Below are 18,250 nucleotides of genomic sequence, written 5' to 3'. Positions count from 1 at the left end.
CTTAACACTATTCTAAGAAATCTTCCGGTTTTTTCTGCAAAAGAAAAGCCTTTCTGCACACTTGAGCAGAAAGGCTTATATAAAATGCCTTTCTCTCATCTTTCAAAGCTGAACGCTTCGTGTGAATTGGCACCATTTCAACAGCGTTGATGGTTGCCGGGCTTCATAGGGCACTTCCCTCCACCTCTCTTGATAAGAGAAATATATAGTCTTTTTCGTCCGGAAATTCTTAATGTAGAATAGCACGGCGAATGATTAAATGTCAATAAAATAAATGATGACAACTTTTACTATTATAATAATTTATTATTTTTCAATTCTTTGAAATCCTCTGAAAAAATCCATTTGTCAGCCAGAGAATGGCTTCTAGCTTTAACAGGGCCCTGAATGACCCCTTTACTTTGAGGCTTCCGCTCTGAATCAGGTGCTGAAGGGAAATGTCTCCGTGCAATAAATCAATAATTTCCGTTTGGTTTCCGTAAAAGGTCAGGTTGGACGTTTGGGGCGGAGAAACTTTTTTCATTTCTCCCTGTTCGTTTATTGAGACGGTTAAGGCTTCTGCTTCTCCTTGAAAGGTAATGAGCAATGTTGAGGCATTCAAAAGGGGTTTTAAAAACAGATGCTGATACTCATCTTCTAAAACTTCCGCTTTCTCCATATGTACAACCTCCTATTTGTTGGTCATACATACACATTTCTCTCTCTGTCGCAAGAACCCCTTTATAAAACGAACGACAATTTCGTTGGATATGCTGAGAAATATGTCATAATTGGGATGCGGAAGATGATTTTTGTTTGATCAGCTCATATAAATAAGAAACGGAATGAAACGCATATCCTCTTTCGACCACCTTTCCGCCTTTAAACAGCAGAAAACAAGGGACACTTTCAATTTGATATGCTTTTGCAAATGTCGGAGAGTAATTGACATTGTTTTGATAGAAGGCGACATCAGGCAGCATTTCTTTCACCACTGTCAGCATTTTGCTTGCAAGCTGGCAGGTGCCGCAAAACGGAGTATATAAATATAGAAGGTACACATCATCTTCAATGTGATCAAGTTCGTGTTCTTGGAGTTCTTTCATGCTATACACCTCGGGACTTTCTTTCAAGAAAAATAGTATGGACATTCAGATTCGCACGCAGCAAGACAGAGGCGACATGGTGCCTGGGCGCAGCCGCTACTTCCTTATAGGCTCTGTCGATATGGAGATGGCAGGCTTCATTAAATTCACGCTTCAGCTGTTTTCTCAATTTCTCGCCTGATTCATCAGCATCAACTAATATATAGACGTCTTTATCATAAAGCTCGTCAGCCAATTCCTCAAGCTTCAGCTGGCTGATTGTTCCGTTTGTGCAGATAATGCGCACCGGTTCATTCAGGACGCTTTCGATTTTCTCTTTATCTGATTTCCCCTCGACAATCATAACCTTTTCCAGCTCATCCATCTTCTTCACCTGCCGCGTCAAATTTGAAACGTTCAGATTGTAAAAGAAGGCAGTGAAATTCACCGCCAACATTTAACACCAGCCGTTTTCGTAGTCACAATCTACATATTTTGCGTCGTCACCAGAGACCACATCGGCTGTCTTATAAAACTTCTCATTTTCAAAGGAATAACCGGACTTAAGCTCATATTCATTCATGCTTGTCATTTGGCCGATCATCTCATTATCATGATATAACGAGAGCCGGCCATTTTGAAAGCGGCCTGTCACGTCGTTGGTGACATCGAGCTTTTGTTTGTCGAAAGCCATATTGGACACCTCCCATAACGTTAGCGTGTCCAATTGCTTTTACGGCTATCCTGTTTTAGTCTTCTTGTGTCATCTCTTCGTATTGCTCTGCTGTCATCAGTTTTTCAATTTCAGAAGCGTCAGTCGGCTCAACGACGATCATCCATGCTTTTTCGTACGGAGATTCGTTGACGAATTCCGGACTGTCATCAAGACCTTCGTTTACTTCCACAACAGTTCCGTTAATCGGCGCATAAAGCTCAGATACCGTTTTAACGGATTCAACACTGCCGAATGGCTCGTCCGCTTTGATTTCAGCGCCCACTTCAGGAAGTTCGACAAACACGATGTCGCCTAGCTCGGACTGGGCAAAATGCGTAATTCCGATTCTGGCTTTTTCTCCTTCAACTTTTACCCATTCGTGTTCTCCTGAGTAACGCAAATCTTTTGGTATGCTCAATTGAATCCCTCCATTTTTTACAGCACTACAATAAGAAGATACCACACTTTTCAAAAAAAATTTACATTAAGCCCAGTTTTCTTCAAATTGGTCTTCTTTAAATCCGACAGTCACTTTTTCGCCGTCTGTTGTAAGCGGGCGTTTGATCAGCATTCCGTCTGAAGCCAGCAGTTCGAGCTGTTCGTCCTCTGACATGTGATACAGCTTTTCCTTGAGATTGAGCTCGCGGTATTTCATGCCGCTCGTGTTGAAAAATTTCTTGAGATCCAGCCCGCTTTTTTCATAAAGCGCTTTTAATTCTTCTTTGCTTGGCGGCTGCTCAGCAATATGTATTTCGTTTATTTCTTTCCCATGCTCTTCAAGCCACTTCTTTGCTTTGCGGCACGTTCCGCATTTAGGGTACCAGTAAAAAGTTAACGACATCTTCTTCCCCCTCAATAAAATAATCGAGGTTATTTTAACACAGTTTGTTTTAAAAACCTAAAACAGTGCTTCTTAAAAAAGAGCTCCGCGCATGCGGAGCTCATGGCCAATCAGACAATATATTTCTCAGCCTCAAAAATGCCTGCCGCCGCCTCGCGTTTTTTCTGAATCACGTTTTTAGGCGTTACGCGTGTCAGCTTGCGCAGAGCGGAAAGCATCATGCGGAGTGAGTCTCCTTCTTCCATTGCGATAAGGGATTCCTTCGCATGCGCTTCAATTTCGTTAAAGGCTTCTTGAACGAAAATTTCTGTGTACAGCAGCTTTTGCGCTGCTTTTTCAGCGCCTTGTGCTGCAATGGCCTTTTCCGTTCTGAGCACGGCCGATTCCATTGCGTATACATTGCTGACGATATCCGCGACGTTCACGAGAATTTCTTGCTCATGATCGATGGCTTTTCCGTATTTTTGCGCAGCTAGGCCGGCGGCAAACAACGCAATTTTTTTCGCTTGCTTGACAATATATTTCTCCTGCTCTAAAACGCCGCTTCCAGGCTCTTCAGGCATAAGCATCATGAGTTCTTCCTGCAGCGACTGCGCTTTTTCAAATAGAGGCAGCTCGCCTTTTAGCGCTTTTTTCAGGAAAGTGCTTGGCACGATTAATCGGTTGATTTCGTTTGTGCCTTCAAAAATTCGATTGATCCTTGAATCCCTATACGCTCTTTCTACTTCGTACTCCTGCATAAAGCCGTAGCCTCCATGAATCTGAACGCCTTCATCAACAATATAATCAAGCGTTTCAGAGCCAAACACCTTATTCAGAGAGCATTCGATGGCGTATTCCGCAATTGACTTGGCGATTTGCCGGCCGTCCTTGAGGTCTTCGGCCGTGAACTGGCTCATATTGTCTTCAAACAGTCCGACGGTTCTGTATACAGAGCTTTCCATCGCATACAGCCTTGAGGCCATTGTCCCGATTTTTTCCTGTGTCAATGAAAAGCCTGCAATCGGTGTTTTAAATTGGCGGCGCTGATTTGCGTATGCCGCAGACAGCTCGATGACCCGTTTAGATGCGCCGATTGTGCCAACCGCCAGTTTGTAGCGGCCAATGTTTAATATATTAAAGGCGATGACATGCCCTTTGCCGATTTCTCCGAGCAGGTTTTCCTTCGGCACTTCAGCTTGATCCAAAATGAGGGTCCTCGTCGATGATCCTTTGATCCCCATTTTCTTTTCTTCCGGTCCCGTGGAGACACCCGGGAACTCTTTTTCTACAATAAAGGCTGAAAACTTGTCGCCATCCACTTTAGCGTAAACCACAAAAACATCGGCAAAAGCAGAGTTGGTAATCCACTGTTTTTCCCCGGTTAATACATAATGCGTTCCTGCTTCGTTCAGCACGGCTGTTGTTTTTGCTCCAAGTGCATCAGACCCAGAGCCAGGCTCAGTCAGAGCATAAGCCGCGATCTTTTCGCCTGAAGCGAGGCCAGGCAAATATTTTTTCTTTTGTTCTTCTGATCCGAAAAAGACGATCGGCAAGGAACCGATGCCGACATGCGCGCCATAGGAAAGAGAAAAACTTCCCGCACGCGAAAATTTCTCAGTGATGAGCGCCGAACTGATCTTATCTAGGCCGAGCCCGCCGTATTCTTCCGGCACATCGGCGCCAAGCAGCCCTAGTTCGCCCGCTTTCTTCAACAGTCTGATAGAATGCTCAAATTGATGGTTTTCAATGTCATCTATATGAGGGAGAACATCTTGCTCGATATAATCCTCTGTTGTTTTCGCAATCATTTTATGCTCGTCAGTGAAATCCTCCGGTGTATACATTTGATCGTATGTGACATCCTCGATTAAAAATCCGCCGCCTTTTAGTACGTCAGCCGTTTTTTTTGCCATTTGTTTTTCCCCCTTTAGCATAATTCAAATACACCGGCCGCTCCCATCCCGCCGCCGATACACATGGTCACGACTCCAAATTGCTCGTTTCTCCGTTTCATTTCATGGATGAGTGAGAGTGTAAGCTTTGTGCCCGTACAGCCAAGCGGGTGCCCAAGCGCGATTGCGCCCCCGTTGACATTCACTTTTTCTTCATCAATTCCCAATTCTCTGATCACTTGAATGGCCTGTGAGGCAAAAGCTTCGTTCAATTCAAACAAGCCGATGTCCTGCAGCTGAAGGCCGGCAAGCTTCAAAGCGCGCGGAATCGCTTCCACCGGCCCGATTCCCATGACTTCCGGCGGCACGCCGCCTACTGCAAAGGAGCGGAATTTCACAAGCGGGGCCAGGCCAAGAGCATCGGCTTTTTCCCGGTCCATCAGCATGACAGCCGCCGCTCCGTCACTCGTCTGCGAGGAGTTGCCCGCGGTCACCGTTCCGTCAACGGAAAAAGCCGGGCGCAATGTCGCTAAGATGTCTGCAGTCGTTTGCGGGCGAACACCTTCATCCTGAGAAAACACGAATTGTTTTTCCTGCGGCTTATGGTTTTCTCCGATTTCTGTCACCGTCACTTCGACAGGTACAATCTCATCTTTAAATTTCCCTTCTGCAAGGGCTTTAGCGGCGTTTTGATGGCTGCGAACGGCAAACGCATCTTGATCCTCACGGGAGACGCCGTATTTTCTCGCAACCTGCTCGGCTGTATGGCCCATGCTCATATAATATTCCGGTGCCTGTTCTGCCAAAGCAAGGTTCGGCCGGGTGACATGCCCCATCATCGGCACCTGTGACATGGATTCTGCTCCGCCAGCAATCGCTGTATCGTAGGCGCCGAGCATAATTTTTTCTGCCGCATATGCAATAGACTGAAGGCCGGATGAGCAATACCGGTTGACTGTAATCGCCGGAACCGTGTATGGCAATCCCGCGAGCGCCCCGATATTTCTCGCCATATTAAGCCCCTGTTCCGCTTCAGGTGTTGCACAGCCGATAATCAAGTCATCAATATTGCCTTCGTAGCCGCCTGCCCGTTTCAGCGTTTCTTTTACGCAAATCGCTCCCAAATCATCCGGGCGAACGGTGGCCAACGATCCTTTTTTTGCTTTCCCAACCGGTGTTCTTGCACCTGATACAATGACTGCCTCTTTCATAAGCTCCCTCCTAATTCCGTAAAGGTTTACCTTTCACAAGCATATGCTGCATTCTCGCTTGAGATTTTGCCTCTCCCGCTAAACTCAAAAACGCTTCTCTTTCGATCTCCAATAAATACTCTTCATCAACCTCTGTACCGAACGGCACTTTTCCGCCCGCAATTACATAAGCGAGTTTTTTCGCAATCTTGAAATCATGCTCAGATATATAGCCAGACAGTTTCATCTGCTCAGCGCCAAGCAAGAGTGCTGCATAACCGGTTTCTCCCGGCACCTTGACCTTTTCTTTTACAGGAGGTCGCCAGCCGGTATCGTATAAGGATGCGGCCAGCTGCTTCGCATCATACAGCAGGTGGTCTTGATTCACGCTGATGTGGTCCGTTTCTTTTAAAATGTTCATCTCACGAGCCTCTTGGGCGGAAGCGGAAACCTTCGCCATCGCAATTGTTTCAAATGTTTTCATTGCCGCATTCATCGGATCATGGCCGCGGCGAAGATGATTGATGTACAGCTCTTTGTTTCCCCCTCCGCCAGGGATGAGGCCGACACCGGATTCTACAAGTCCCATATAGGCTTCGCTTGCCGCTTGAGTGCGAGCCGCAGGCAGGCATACTTCCGTTCCTCCGCCGAGCGTCATGCCAAATGGCGCGGCGACGACCGGTTTCGCACTGTATTTGATCTTCATCATCGTCTCCTGAAAACGGCGTATCACAAAATCAACTTCCAAAAAGTTGTCATCTTGGACTTCCATTAAGATCATGGCGAGATTTGCGCCGACGCAGAAATTTTTCCCTTGGTTGCCGATGACAAGGCCCTTGTAATTCCGTTCTGTTTCCTCTAATCCTTTGTGGATCATTTGAATGATATCGAGGCCGATCGCATTGCTTTTCGAATGAAATTCAAGAAGGGCCACATCATCTCCAAGGTCAATTAAGCTTGCTCCGCTGTTTTTCGCAATCACGCCTTTTGTTTCTTTAAGTGCTTGTAAATGAATTCGTTTTTTGTTTTCTTTCACGGCTCTGTATTCGCCGCGGTCATAATAAAATACCGTTCCGTTCTCTTTGATGTAGAAGGTTTCATTTCCTTTGTCCAACATCTCTTTTATCCAGCCAGGCATATCTGCTCCAAGCTGCTCAAGCTTTTCCGCTGACTGCCTGAAGCCGATGGCGTCCCACATTTCAAAAGGCCCCAGCTCCCAGCCGAATCCCCACTTCATGGCTTGGTCAATCGCATGAATATCATCGGCAATCTCACCGAGCAGCTCGGCTGAGTAAAGCAGGGTTTGAGAAGTGATATTCCACAGCAATCGGCCGGCCCTGTCATCCGAATAAATAAGCGCTTTCATTTTGGACTTTGTCCCTTTTGCCTGTTTTGCCGCTTCAAGTGCCGGTGTTTTCATTTTTGTCCGCTCGCCATAAGTAAGCGTCACTGGGTCAAGCTCATAAATAATTTTTCCTTCTTTTTTATAAAAGCCTTGGCCGGCCTTACTTCCGATCCACCCTTTTTCCAGCATATCGTTTATGAAGCTTGGAAGGCGAAACACTTCTTTCTCATCGCTATCGGCTTTGTCATACACATTTCGGGCAACGTGGGCGAATGTATCGAGGCCGACAACATCAAGCGTTCTGAAGGTGGCGCTTTTCGGCCTGCCGATCAGCGGACCTGTGATCGAATCAACCTCCCCGACCTGATAGCCGCCTTTCAGCATTTCTTGGACTGTCACGAGAAGCCCGTATGTTCCGATGCGGTTTGCGATAAAGTTCGGTGTGTCCTTTGCTGTAACAACACCTTTACCGAGGACATTTTCTCCGAAAGCTGTCATAAACTTTAAAATATCTGGATCCGTTTCATTAATCGGAATGATCTCCAGCAGCTTTAAATAGCGTGCGGGATTAAAAAAATGCGTTCCAAGAAAATGGGCTTTAAAATCATCCGATCGGCCTTCAGCCATTTCCTGCACTGATATGCCGGATGTGTTGCTTGAGACGATGCTTCCAGTCTTTCGATGTTCATCCACAAGAGCGAAAATTTTCTTTTTGACTTCAAGGTTTTCGACAACGACCTCAATAATCCAATCTGCTTCTTTCAGTTTTTCTGCATCATCCTCCAGATTGCCCGGTGTAATATAGGAGGTGTTTTTCGCTGATGTGAGGGGAGCGGGCTTTTGTTTCAGCAGTTTTTTCACCGCCTGCCGGCTAAGCCTGCTGCGCACCTCCGGACTGTCCTTCGTCAGCCCCTTTTTTTCCTCTTCCTTTGTCAAATCGTTCGGCACAATATCTAGCAGCAGGACAGGAATTCCAATGTTAGCCAAATGCGCCGCAATCCCGGAACCCATTACCCCCGATCCTAAAACGGCTGCCTTCCGAATGTGTTTGTGCATGAGATATCCCCCTTGAACATTGAATGAATAGTCATTCATTTTTTGACTAAAAAAAATGAAACCCGTTTCTTCTTTCATCTTAAAAGATTTCCGGTTCGACTTCAATAGCTAATTTGTTATTTTTTTGTATGAAGCCTATAAAAGACGGGTAACTTAAGCCCGGAGGTGAAGGGAATGGTGCGAGAGAAAAAAAATCCGTCTTCTGCGGCAGTCAGCGCGGCGAGCGTAAAGGGAGATGCCGGTCCGACTCAGCATTACGGCGGCGGAAAACGGACAAGTCAAAACCAGCAGTATAAAAAACATAACATGGAACAATCATAGTGCAGCTGCTTCCCGCGGCTGCTTTCACTTTTTCAGAATTCCTTTTAATACAAATGCTGCATTGGCGGGCCGTTCGGCAATTCTTCTCATAAAGTAGCTGAACCAGTCTGTTCCATATGGGACATACACACGCATTCTGTAGCCTTCTTTCGCGAGTTCCTTCTGACGCTCTGGCCTGATGCCGTATAGCATTTGAAACTCAAATTGCGATGCGGGGATTTGATGTTCGTCGACGAGCTTTTTCGTATATGCAATAATGTCATCGTCATGTGTGGCGACAGCCGTGTAGTTCCCGCTTAATAGCTGCAGCTTTATTAAGCTCTGAAAATGTAGGTCTGTTCCTTTTTTGTCAGGAAACGCTACAGCCGCAGATTCTTTATAAGCGCCTTTCACAAGTCTGAGATTCGGCTTTACGTCACGCATCTTTCTAATATCTTCTGCCGCTCTGTACAGATACGCCTGAATGACCGTGCCAAGCTTCTCAAATTCCTGTTTGCATTGCCTGTAAATAAAAAGTGTCTGTTCATAATGAGAATAGTCTTCCATATCAATGGTCACAGCAACATTATATTGCTTCGCAACGGAAAGAATGGCGCGCAAATGAGTAAGAGCAAGTTCTTCTGAAAGATCGAGCCCGATTGAGGTCAGTTTAAGTGAAAGCTCCGACTCCAATTGATGTTCGGCAATGGCTTGAATGGCTTTCTTGCATTCCTCTGCGACCTGGTTCGCTTCTTTTTCCGAAGCTGCATACTCGCCTAAATAATCAATTGTTGCACACAAACCGGATCTGTTTAGCCTTTTGACGGTCTTAACTGCCGATTCAATCGTATCCCCTGCGACAAATCTTCGTGCTCCAAGCCTCTTTCCATATGCTTTTGCGAACTTGGTAAGCGTTTTATTTTGAGATAAAAATAAAAACACATGTCTCAACATCCGACTCCCTCCCGCCATCATCTTCAAAACACCTGTATACAACTCCCAGTCTGAAGGAAACTATAAAATGAACTGAAATCAAAGGAGGATCACAATGGACAATCAGCAGCAATCTCAAATGCCGCCTTCCGTTATTTCAACAAAGGATCATTTGTATCTCAATGACATGCTGAACTGGAATTTGCTCGCGATGAAAAAAGCTCATTTCATGGCGCAGCAGTGCCAGGATCAAACGTTAAAGCAAGAACTCGATCGCGTCGGACACATGCATCATGATCACTATCAAAGAATATTAAAGCACCTGCAGCCAGGGCAGCAGCAGTCCGGCTACATTCAATAAGGAGGCGTCAGAATGAATCAACAAAATCAAAAAATCAGCAACCCTCAGACACCTGTACGGACAACATCGGAAATGAATGACAGAGATTTCGTCAACGAACTGCTGACAACCGAAAAATACATGACAACAGCTTATTGCACAGCCTTGCACGAATTCAGCCACGAGTCTCTTTATCAGGATATTCAATCCATTTTTGATGAGTCACAAAAAGCGCAAAGAAAACTGTATGATCTCATGTTCCAATATGGATGGTATTCTGTTGAAGCGGAGGATGCCCAAAAGCTGCAGCAATCCTATCAAAAATTCCAGCAGACCATTCAGCAGCAGTCTCCTTATCAGCAGTAACAATATTAGAAAAAGGATACGATGTTCTTTCGGACATCTATCCTTTTTTTTGTGTAAAATCAGTTGACTTTTCATTTACGCTTATTTATATTTAATAAGCATTAACTATTTTGTCATCAAAATATATATACAGTGTATGTAACAGAGGGGAATTGAATATGAAGAGTGCGGATCAGTTAATGTCCGATATCCAATTATCGCTTCAGGCGCTCTTTCAAAAGATACAGCCTGAAATGCTGGAAAGCATGGAGAAACAAGGTGTCACCCCAGCGCAGCTGTTTGTGCTGGCCAGCTTAAAGAAACACGGCAGCCTCAAAATTTCTGAAATTGCCGAGCGTATGGAGGTGAAGCCAAGCGCGGTGACGCTAATGGCAGATCGCCTTGAACAAAAAAATCTTATCGCCAGAACACACAATACAAAAGACAGGCGAGTGATTGATCTCAGTCTTACTGACGAAGGAGACAGAAAGTTCGAGGAGATTTTGGCAGGCAGAAAGGCCATTATGGCGCGCTATCTTTCCTTTTTGACGGAGGAGGAGATGCTTCAGGCGGCGCATATTACAGCAAAGCTCGCACAGGCAGCAGCAGAAACGGATGAAAAGCAAAACATGAAAAGAGGAAACGGATGAAAATGAGTAAAGAAGGCAAACAATCCAAACGGACGTTATTAATAACAGGCTTAATTATTGCCATGTTTTTTTCAGCCCTTGACGGTACCATTGTCGGAACGGCCATGCCGAAAATTGTCGGTGATCTGGGCGGTTTGAGCATGATGACCTGGCTGACAACTGCATATTTGTTAACATCAACAACCATTGTTCCAATTGCCGGCAAGCTGGCTGATTTATTGGGACGCCGCATTGTCTATGTATCAGGTTTGATTATTTTTATGGCCGCTTCTGCTTTATGCGGAATGGCCAACAACATGACAGAATTGATTATCTTCCGTGGACTGCAGGGAATTGGCGGAGGCATCATGATGCCGATGGCGATGATTGTTATCGGTGACTTGTTCACAGGAAAACAGCGTGCTAAATTCCAAGGGGTCTTTGGCGCGATTTACGGGCTTGCTTCAGTAATTGGGCCGCAAATCGGCGGCTGGATTGTAGACTCGTTAAACTGGAAATGGGTTTTCTATATTAACCTGCCAGTCGGAATTATTGCGGTTATTTTCATTGCAAGAGGATTACAGGGGCGACAGCAGACTGGTCCGATCAACTTCGACATCGCTGGTATTTTCACGATGATTGTCGGTGTTGTCAGCCTCTTGCTCGCCTTAAGCTTTGGCGGAAAAGATTACGCATGGGATTCATGGCAGATTCTTGGTTTGTTCGCTCTCGCACTGATCGGCATTGTCAGCTTTATTATCGTAGAATCAAAAGCAAAAGAGCCAATCCTGCCAATGTATTTATTTAAAAACAGAACATTTACCTTTCTAAACTTGATCGGCTTCTTTATGAGTATCGGTATGTTTGGCGCCATTACGTTTGTTCCTTTCTTTATGCAAGGAATTGTCGGTGTAAGTGCGTCTGAATCGGGTACAATTATGACACCGATGATGATCTCTATGATTATCACAAGTATTATCGGCGGCCAGCTTGTATACAAAATCGGAATTAAACCGCAAATCATTACAGGCATGCTGGTTATGGCCGGCGGATTCTTGCTGTTAACGACATTGGATCTTGACACGAGCAAGCTTGTCGCTACATCATATATGGCGATTATTGGCCTTGGAATGGGTCTTGTTATGCCGATTCTGACATTGGCTTTACAGGAAAGCTTTTCGAAAGAGGAGCTTGGCGTTGTCACCTCATCCAGCCAATTCTTCCGTTCTATCGGCGGCACATTCGGCATTACCATGCTGGGAGCCGTAATGAATGCGAGATCAGGGAATTTATTAACAGATAAATTGGTGCCGTATTTAGACTCTCTTCCGGCAGAGGCAAGCTCGTTTGCCGCCCAGCTAAAGGGTATGATTGATACAAATCCGCAAGGGCTGCTGCAATCACTGTTCAGTCCGGACGCAGTCAAACAAATCCCTGCGGCTTTCTCATCCCATATTGTGCCGATTTTAAAAACATCGTTGATGGATTCACTCCACAGCGTGTTTTATACAGGCCTGATCTTTATCGCAGTCGGAGCCGTATTTACATTGTTCTTAAAACCTATCAAACTATCAAATAAGAAAACGGGAGAACAAGTGAAAGAGAAAGCGGCAAAAGCCGTTGAATCACCTTCCCATTAATAGAGCACCCCGCGGGTATCAAACCGCGGGGTTTTTTTATTCAATCATCTGGGCCCTTCCATTTCCGAAAGACCAATCCTCATCCTGATTTCCGGCCAGCATGATAAACACATCTTCTTTTCTTACGCCAAGCTCGGAATGAATCCGGCTTGCGATTGAGCTGTAAAGCGCTTTTTTCTGTTCAGTTGTTCTTGAGTGTTTCAGTGTAAAATGAATATATATCAGTTCATCCGTACGCTCAACTTGGAGATAAAATGGATCATAGAAAAATTCGCCTTTTTCATATTGCTTGATGACTTGAAAATAGTCATCTTCCGGCACATTGATTTCTTCAATCATCGATTGGTGGATAGTCCTGCTCAGTTTTTGAAGCCACGCTTCGCTTCTTCCCGACCGTAAATGAATCTGTACAAATGGCATCTCCCTGCATCCCTCTCTTTACAGCGTCTGTCCGCTGTCAATTGTGATAATTTGGCCTGTGAGTGATTCCTGTTCAACTAGTGAACAAATCAATTTGGCAACATCATCTGGTTCAGCAATATACTGCAGCGGCAAAGAGCCGATCATGCTTTTCATTTTTTCTTCCCGGCCAGCCCACCATCTCGTTGCCACAGCTCCTGGTGCTACACCGCTCACTCTGATGTCAGGCGCTAAGGCGTGGGCCAATGATTTCGTTAAACCGTGCACCGCCGATTTTGATACTGCGTAAGGCATAGATGAGCCCGCACCGGTTAACCCTGCGATGCTGCCGACGTTTACGATCGCTCCAGCCTTGCTTTTCTTCATGAACGGAACCACTGCCCGCGCGCAGAAAAACATCCCTTTCACATTGACGGCATACAGCTCATCCCATATGTCTTCTGTCGCAGCCTCAAGATCATCCATTGGAATATGCCGTGTAATGCTGGCATTATTCACTAAAATATCAACCGTTCTGTGTGTGTTCACGATTGCTTGAATCATATCCTGCACTTCGCTGTTTCTGGATACATCTGCTTGGATGGCGAAGGCTTGCCCGCCAGCTTTTTGAATCATTTCCACTGTTTCCTCCGCTTCTGATTGAGAACGTGAATAATTCACCGCAACAATCGCCCCGCGCTTTGCCAATTCCATACTGGCTGCTTTTCCGATTCCTGTGCCGCCCCCCGTTACGAGAGCTATTTTGTTCAAGACATTCATTGCCGCCACTCCTTGCTGTTGACTAAAATATATTTCTGATTCCATTGTAATCCAGCTTTGATGTTACGTATAATGATTGTTAAAGATACTTGATATCATTCAGAATGATATCAAATAAACGGAGGAGTTCAAAATGGAGAGCGGAGATTTACGTGTGTTTCAAATGGTAGCCCGTGAAGGGACCATTACGAAAGCGGCCCTGCAGCTTGGCTATGTGCAATCGAATGTCACGGCCAGAATTCAACAATTGGAAGCTGAACTGGGTACGACGCTGTTTTTGCGCCATAATCGGGGCATGACACTTTCTGCAAGCGGAAAGCTGCTGCTGGACTACGCAAATAAAATTATCGGCCTTCTTGATGAAGCGTCTAAAGCGCTCTCATCCTCCGCAGAACCAAGCGGGCCGCTTATGATCGGCTCCACTCAGACAACTGCCGCGGTAAGGCTTCCAAAGCTTCTGGCATCTTATTATGAAGAACATCCAAACGTCCAGCTGTCTTTAACAACAGGACATACGCAATTTCTCCTTGATAAGGTTCTTCGTTATGAATTGGACGGCGCGTTTATCGGATGCGAGTGCAATCATCCTGAGCTCGAATCCTATCCGGCATTCGAGGAAGAACCAGTAGTTGTTTCGGCTGCCTCTGTGTCCGATGTTGAGGAAGCCATCACAAAGCCGATTCTCGTATACAGCACAGGCTGCTCGTATCGAGAAACACTTGAAAAATGGCTGCGCTCCGTCGGTATCACACAGCCGGTCATTATGGAATTTGGTACGCTTGAAGCAATTATCGGCGGGGTTACAGCAGGTCTTGGCATCTCGTTGCTGCCGAGAACGGTTGTACAGAAGCATGAGGCAGAAGGATCGATTCAATTGTACCCGCTGCCTGAAACACTCAGACAGATGAAAACAGAATTTATTGTTCGAAAAGATTCATTTATCAGCAGCGCGCTGCGGACCTTTATGGATTCCTTTGCACCAGGTAAAACGGATGAATCACAAAAAAGCAGCCTGCTATGATGAGCAGACTGCTTTTTGGCTATTGTTTGTTTCGATGCGCTTCATTTAATTCTTTAATATGCTGAATGACATCTTTAATGCCCTGCTTTGCGTCGGGATATGTCGCATTCCAATGCTTAGCGAGCGGAGGCATGCTCTTGGCTATATGCGTGTACAAAATCCATTGCTTCACTTCTTCTTTTAGCTCATCGTTTGTTTCACCAAGCAGAAGTTCCGTATACTTTTCCAGCAATCCATCCAGCTGTTCCTGAAGTTTTTGTTCCATTTTCCATCTTCCTTTCGAAAAAACAGCAAGGAGCTTTCTCAAATGAAAGCTCCTTCGCTGGCGTTATTTATCCATGTGATGTGAAAGCCGCTTCCTGGACAATGCATCTGCCCCTGCCATGAGGAATGCAAAGAGGCGTTCCGAACAGCGGGTCCTGTGTAACCTGACAGTTCATAGAAAACACATTTTGCACAAGGTCACAAGTGATAACCTCTTCCGGACGGCCTTCTGCATAAATCTGTTTATCTTTTATGGCCACAAGATGATGCGCATAGCGGCATGCCAGGTTTAAGTCATGGAGAACCATAACAATCGTCCGCTCTTCCTTTTCATTCAGCTCAAACAGCAAATCAAGAATTTCAATTTGATGCGTCATGTCTAAATACGTCGTCGGCTCGTCTAGAAGGATAATATCCGTTTCCTGGGCAAGCGTCATCGCGATCCAAGCCCGCTGGCGCTGCCCGCCAGACAAAGAATCAACGGCACGGTCAGCCATGTCCTCAAGCTTTGTTGCTTTAAGCGCTCTCTCAACTGCTTCCTCATCCTCTTTTGACCACTGCTTCAGCCAGTTTTGGTAAGGATATCTACCTTGTTTCACCAGCTGATGCACCGTCAGCCCCTCTGGAGCCGAAGGACCTTGAGGCAGGATGGCGAGCTCTTTTGCGACTTCCTTCGTCGGAAGCTTGGCAATCGCTCTTCCTTCCAGCAGCACTGAACCGCCTCTCGGCTTCATCAGGCGCGCTAATGAACGTAAAAGTGTCGATTTTCCGCAGCCATTGCTGCCAATAAATACGGTAATTTCACCTTTGGGAATTGTTAAATTCAACTCATCAATAATAACGGCATCCCCGTATCCTAAGCTCAGCGTTTCTGTAGAAATTGCACTCATACCCATAACCGCTCCTTTTTGCTGGCTTTTTAGCAGCACTATGTATTGCACGTTTTCTATATACATGCTTTTCAGTCAATTGTCATCAATGCAAGTGATTCCGATATTCAGCCATTTGATATGGTCATATATCCCTCATTGTAGCAGAAAACACTGACTTTGAAAATCATTTTCAATTAGTTTTTTGGACATAATTGGCGTTTATGGTTTATTTATCACATGATTATTTCTTGATTTCTCTGATGTAGCCGTCCTTCAGCTTTAGTTTTAAATCGATATGATCATAATGACTGTCCAGATTAAATGCTGCCAGCACACTGTGTATTACTTCTGTTTCAGCCATTTGATCTGTCACGGAAAGCTCGCTCAGAATCATTTTCATCTCATCCAATGCTTCTTCTCCCTCCTGATTGACACCGGAGAGCTTATCCTGTATTTCCGCTTTTTCCTGAGTCCCGTTCTTTGTATAAATTCCTTCATAACGATTATGCTCACCATCCCCGTAGCTTACACGAAGCGAAAAATTGCTGTAGGGAACGGACTTCAGCTGGGTGACGGCTGTATTTTCTCCTTCTGCCTGCTGCTGGTCTTCATTGAGACGACAGCCTGCAATCAGAACCACTGCGAGACATACAGCCCCGGCTGCTCTGATCAAATGCATATGTTTCCCCCCTGTAGGATTCCATTTGTTTTAGGTATATCCAGAGAATGAAATCCTCATTCAGAGAAGAATTGAAAAAGCCGTGGCATTTAACGTCACGGCTTTTTCTTTAAGATTCGGTCATTTGCAAAAAGGTTTCGGCGTCACGCACAGCCAGCTTGATGGCATTCTCCCAGAAATCGCGCTTCGTGATGTCAGCACCCAAATGCTTCATCGCCAAATCCTCCACTGTCATAGAAGCCGTATCACGCAATAGTGCCATATACTTCTCTTCGAATGTGTCTTTTTCTTCAAGCGCCAGCGCGTAAATACCAAGAGAAAACAGGTAGCCGAATGTATAAGGGAAATTGTAAAACGGCACCCTCGTGATGTGAAAGTGAAGCTTTGACGCCCAAAAAAGCGGATGATACTCTCCTAACGCATTGCAGTAAGCCTCTCTTTGCGCCTCTTCCATCAGTTCATTCAAGCGGCCGGCCGGTACCACTCCCCGCTTTCGTTCCTCGTAGAAACTCGTTTCGAATAGAAATCTCGCGTGAATGTTCATGAAGAACGCAACACTTCTTTGCACTTTATCCTCCAGAAGAACAAGCTTTTCTTCCTTTGTCTCGGCCTGCTGGACAGTCGCGTCCGCCACTATCATCTCTGCAAACGTTGAAGCCGTTTCCGCAACGTTCATAGCGTAGGAACGGTTTAACGGCCTGACGTCGAGCATTGCTTCCTGATGGAACGCGTGCCCGAGTTCATGCGCAAGAGTAGAGACATTTGAGGCGCTGCCCGAAAATGTCATGAAAATCCGGGATTCCCCGCTGTCAGGAAAACTGGTGCAAAAGCCGCCGACTCTTTTTCCACTCCTGTCTTCAGCCTCAATCCAGCCGTCCCGAAACGCTTTTTCAGTGAATGAGGACAGCTTTTTGCCAAAAGTTGAAAACTGGCTGGTAATAATATTCGCGGCTTCATCATATGAATAGGCCTTTCCGTCAGAACCGATCGGCGCCTCAACATCGTACCAGCTAAGCTTTTCAAGACCGAGCATGGATGCTTTCCGGTTCAAAAACTGAACGAACGGCTGCTTGTTTTCAGTGATGACCTGCCACATCGTATCAAGTGTTTCTTTTTTCATCCTGTTGATCTGCAGCGGTTCCTTCAGGACATTCTCCCAGCCGCGCGCCTTATAGGTTTCAAGCCGGAATCCCGCCAAATGATTCAGCGTGCTGCTGAAAAGATCCTGCTTGCTTTCCCATGCTTGATGGAAACGTTCAAAAACTGCTTTTCTGACAGCTCGGTCTTGATGGTCCATCATATTCTCCGCCTGACCGACAGACAATTGCTTGTTTTCACCGTTTTCCTCATACGGGATCGTCATTTTCCCGACTACCATATTGTATAAGTCACTCCAAGCGTGATATCCATCCACCGCAAGGTTTCCGATCAGTTTTTCTTTACCTGGGCTAAGCTTTTCGGCAACCCTCTGTCTTCTTTCATTTAATATGTAAGATATATCGCGTAATCCCGGTTTTGTTAGCAATTCATTCCACACGTCTTGATCTACGTCCACAAGTTTATGATCTAATGTAACGAGTGACGATTGAAAATCCGCGTAAAGCCGATTCATAAGCGACTGATGCTCTATAGCCTTTTGATCATTGATATTCTGGGCCTGAAGGCAAGCAACGAAAGCGCCCGCCTGCTGAAGCTTGACGGATGTCTGTTCGAATAAATCTAGCAACGCGGCCAGCTCATCAGCCTCTTCAGACGATGCAGGCACCTGAAACGCGTCAGTCATGTCTTGAAATGCACGCAGACTTTGTGACAGCTTCTCAACATACCCTTTGAATTCTTCTGATTGGCTCCCGCCCTTAAAAAATGAATCAAGATCCCATTTTTGGTCTACCCCTTGCAGCGCCATATCACAAAACCCCTTTCCTTCTTTCGTTCTATTATAGAACAATTCTGAATTATTGTA

22 protein-coding genes and 1 riboswitch are annotated in these 18,250 nt (G+C 45.6%); of the genes, 6 read left to right on the top strand and 16 right to left on the bottom strand.

Features of this window, described 5'->3' with window-relative positions:
- Positions 1-92 precede the first annotated feature (92 nt).
- A riboswitch (SAM riboswitch) is annotated at positions 93-199 on the bottom strand.
- A gap of 114 nt (positions 200-313) precedes the next feature.
- The 9 genes from NZD81_RS15665 to NZD81_RS15625 form a co-directional block, all read right to left on the bottom strand.
- Positions 314-658: an SCP2 sterol-binding domain-containing protein gene (locus tag NZD81_RS15665; RefSeq protein WP_014665309.1), complete on the bottom strand. Its 345-nt coding sequence runs from the start codon at positions 656-658 to the stop codon at positions 314-316.
- Positions 659-764: 106 nt separating this feature from the next.
- The gene (locus tag NZD81_RS15660; protein ID WP_040081889.1) at positions 765-1,085 is read right to left on the bottom strand and encodes a thioredoxin family protein; all 321 of its coding nucleotides are present in this window, start codon (positions 1,083-1,085) and stop codon (positions 765-767) included.
- A 1-nt stretch (position 1,086) separates the two neighbouring features.
- Positions 1,087-1,449, bottom strand: coding sequence for a toprim domain-containing protein (locus NZD81_RS15655; RefSeq protein ID WP_041521423.1), 363 nt, complete (start codon positions 1,447-1,449; stop codon positions 1,087-1,089).
- A 72-nt stretch (positions 1,450-1,521) separates the two neighbouring features.
- Complete coding sequence (locus NZD81_RS15650; protein WP_003228581.1) at positions 1,522-1,758, bottom strand: YusG family protein; 237 nt, start codon at positions 1,756-1,758, stop codon at positions 1,522-1,524.
- 55 nt (positions 1,759-1,813) lie between these two features.
- Positions 1,814-2,197, bottom strand: coding sequence for a glycine cleavage system protein GcvH (gene gcvH / locus NZD81_RS15645; RefSeq protein WP_282373432.1), 384 nt, complete (start codon positions 2,195-2,197; stop codon positions 1,814-1,816).
- Positions 2,198-2,263: 66 nt separating this feature from the next.
- A complete protein-coding gene (locus tag NZD81_RS15640; RefSeq protein ID WP_003222779.1) occupies positions 2,264-2,620 on the bottom strand; it encodes an arsenate reductase family protein in 357 nt (118 codons plus the stop codon).
- A gap of 110 nt (positions 2,621-2,730) precedes the next feature.
- Entirely contained in the window at positions 2,731-4,515 is a 1,785-nt protein-coding gene (gene fadE, locus NZD81_RS15635; RefSeq protein ID WP_148343165.1) for an acyl-CoA dehydrogenase FadE, read from the bottom strand.
- A gap of 14 nt (positions 4,516-4,529) precedes the next feature.
- On the bottom strand, positions 4,530-5,705 hold the full coding sequence (locus tag NZD81_RS15630) for an acetyl-CoA C-acetyltransferase (RefSeq protein WP_014665314.1): 1,176 nt from the start codon (positions 5,703-5,705) through the stop codon (positions 4,530-4,532).
- 10 nt (positions 5,706-5,715) lie between these two features.
- Positions 5,716-8,085: a 3-hydroxyacyl-CoA dehydrogenase/enoyl-CoA hydratase family protein gene (locus NZD81_RS15625; RefSeq protein ID WP_289860957.1), complete on the bottom strand. Its 2,370-nt coding sequence runs from the start codon at positions 8,083-8,085 to the stop codon at positions 5,716-5,718.
- 174 nt (positions 8,086-8,259) lie between these two features.
- Between NZD81_RS15625 and NZD81_RS15620 the strand changes: the two genes are divergently transcribed.
- A complete protein-coding gene (locus NZD81_RS15620; RefSeq protein WP_003240817.1) occupies positions 8,260-8,406 on the top strand; it encodes a YuzL family protein in 147 nt (48 codons plus the stop codon).
- Positions 8,407-8,430: 24 nt separating this feature from the next.
- Here the strand turns inward: NZD81_RS15620 and NZD81_RS15615 are convergent, their stop codons facing one another.
- Positions 8,431-9,339: a proline dehydrogenase family protein gene (locus NZD81_RS15615; RefSeq protein WP_134975141.1), complete on the bottom strand. Its 909-nt coding sequence runs from the start codon at positions 9,337-9,339 to the stop codon at positions 8,431-8,433.
- A 94-nt stretch (positions 9,340-9,433) separates the two neighbouring features.
- Here NZD81_RS15615 and NZD81_RS15610 point away from each other — a divergent pair, with 94 nt between their 5' ends.
- The 4 genes from NZD81_RS15610 (at position 9,434) to mdtP (ending at position 12,272) form a co-directional block, all read left to right on the top strand.
- Complete coding sequence (locus tag NZD81_RS15610; RefSeq protein ID WP_003228567.1) at positions 9,434-9,679, top strand: hypothetical protein; 246 nt, start codon at positions 9,434-9,436, stop codon at positions 9,677-9,679.
- Positions 9,680-9,691: 12 nt separating this feature from the next.
- Complete coding sequence (locus NZD81_RS15605) at positions 9,692-10,024, top strand: spore coat protein (protein ID WP_134975140.1); 333 nt, start codon at positions 9,692-9,694, stop codon at positions 10,022-10,024.
- Between the two features lie 158 nt (positions 10,025-10,182).
- On the top strand, positions 10,183-10,653 hold the full coding sequence (gene mdtR, locus NZD81_RS15600; RefSeq protein WP_014665318.1) for a MarR family transcriptional regulator MdtR: 471 nt from the start codon (positions 10,183-10,185) through the stop codon (positions 10,651-10,653).
- Positions 10,650-12,272, top strand: a complete 1,623-nt coding sequence (mdtP, locus tag NZD81_RS15595) for a multidrug efflux MFS transporter MdtP (protein ID WP_282373438.1) — start codon at positions 10,650-10,652, stop codon at positions 12,270-12,272. The genes mdtR and mdtP overlap by 4 nt, the downstream gene beginning before the upstream one ends.
- Positions 12,273-12,308: 36 nt before the next feature.
- Here the strand turns inward: mdtP and NZD81_RS15590 are convergent, their stop codons facing one another.
- Together NZD81_RS15590 and NZD81_RS15585 are read right to left on the bottom strand one after the other, a co-directional pair.
- Positions 12,309-12,692 (bottom strand): tautomerase family protein, encoded by a 384-nt coding sequence (locus NZD81_RS15590; RefSeq protein ID WP_103030977.1) that lies wholly within the window; start codon positions 12,690-12,692, stop codon positions 12,309-12,311.
- Between the two features lie 18 nt (positions 12,693-12,710).
- A complete protein-coding gene (locus NZD81_RS15585; RefSeq protein WP_040081880.1) occupies positions 12,711-13,451 on the bottom strand; it encodes an SDR family NAD(P)-dependent oxidoreductase in 741 nt (246 codons plus the stop codon).
- Positions 13,452-13,584: 133 nt separating this feature from the next.
- Between NZD81_RS15585 and NZD81_RS15580 the strand changes: the two genes are divergently transcribed.
- Complete coding sequence (locus tag NZD81_RS15580; protein WP_134975136.1) at positions 13,585-14,472, top strand: LysR family transcriptional regulator; 888 nt, start codon at positions 13,585-13,587, stop codon at positions 14,470-14,472.
- Between the two features lie 19 nt (positions 14,473-14,491).
- On the opposite strand, the gene NZD81_RS15575 is transcribed toward NZD81_RS15580, so the two are convergent.
- From NZD81_RS15575 to NZD81_RS15560, 4 genes are all read right to left on the bottom strand, one after another.
- Complete coding sequence (locus NZD81_RS15575) at positions 14,492-14,779, bottom strand: YusU family protein (protein ID WP_282373447.1); 288 nt, start codon at positions 14,777-14,779, stop codon at positions 14,492-14,494.
- A gap of 25 nt (positions 14,780-14,804) precedes the next feature.
- Positions 14,805-15,632 carry an ABC transporter ATP-binding protein gene (locus NZD81_RS15570; RefSeq protein ID WP_079288351.1) on the bottom strand — a complete coding sequence of 276 codons (828 nt, stop codon included), beginning with the start codon at positions 15,630-15,632 and terminating at the stop codon, positions 14,805-14,807.
- A gap of 217 nt (positions 15,633-15,849) precedes the next feature.
- Positions 15,850-16,287 carry a YusW family protein gene (locus tag NZD81_RS15565; RefSeq protein ID WP_282373453.1) on the bottom strand — a complete coding sequence of 146 codons (438 nt, stop codon included), beginning with the start codon at positions 16,285-16,287 and terminating at the stop codon, positions 15,850-15,852.
- A gap of 109 nt (positions 16,288-16,396) precedes the next feature.
- A complete protein-coding gene (locus tag NZD81_RS15560; RefSeq protein ID WP_282373455.1) occupies positions 16,397-18,193 on the bottom strand; it encodes a M3 family oligoendopeptidase in 1,797 nt (598 codons plus the stop codon).
- Between the last annotated feature and the right edge of the window lie 57 nt (positions 18,194-18,250).

The organism is Bacillus sp. B.PNR1 (assembly GCF_030386235.1).
Lineage (GTDB): Bacteria > Bacillota > Bacilli > Bacillales > Bacillaceae > Bacillus > Bacillus stercoris.
This window is presented reverse-complemented; position numbering and strand designations above follow the sequence as displayed.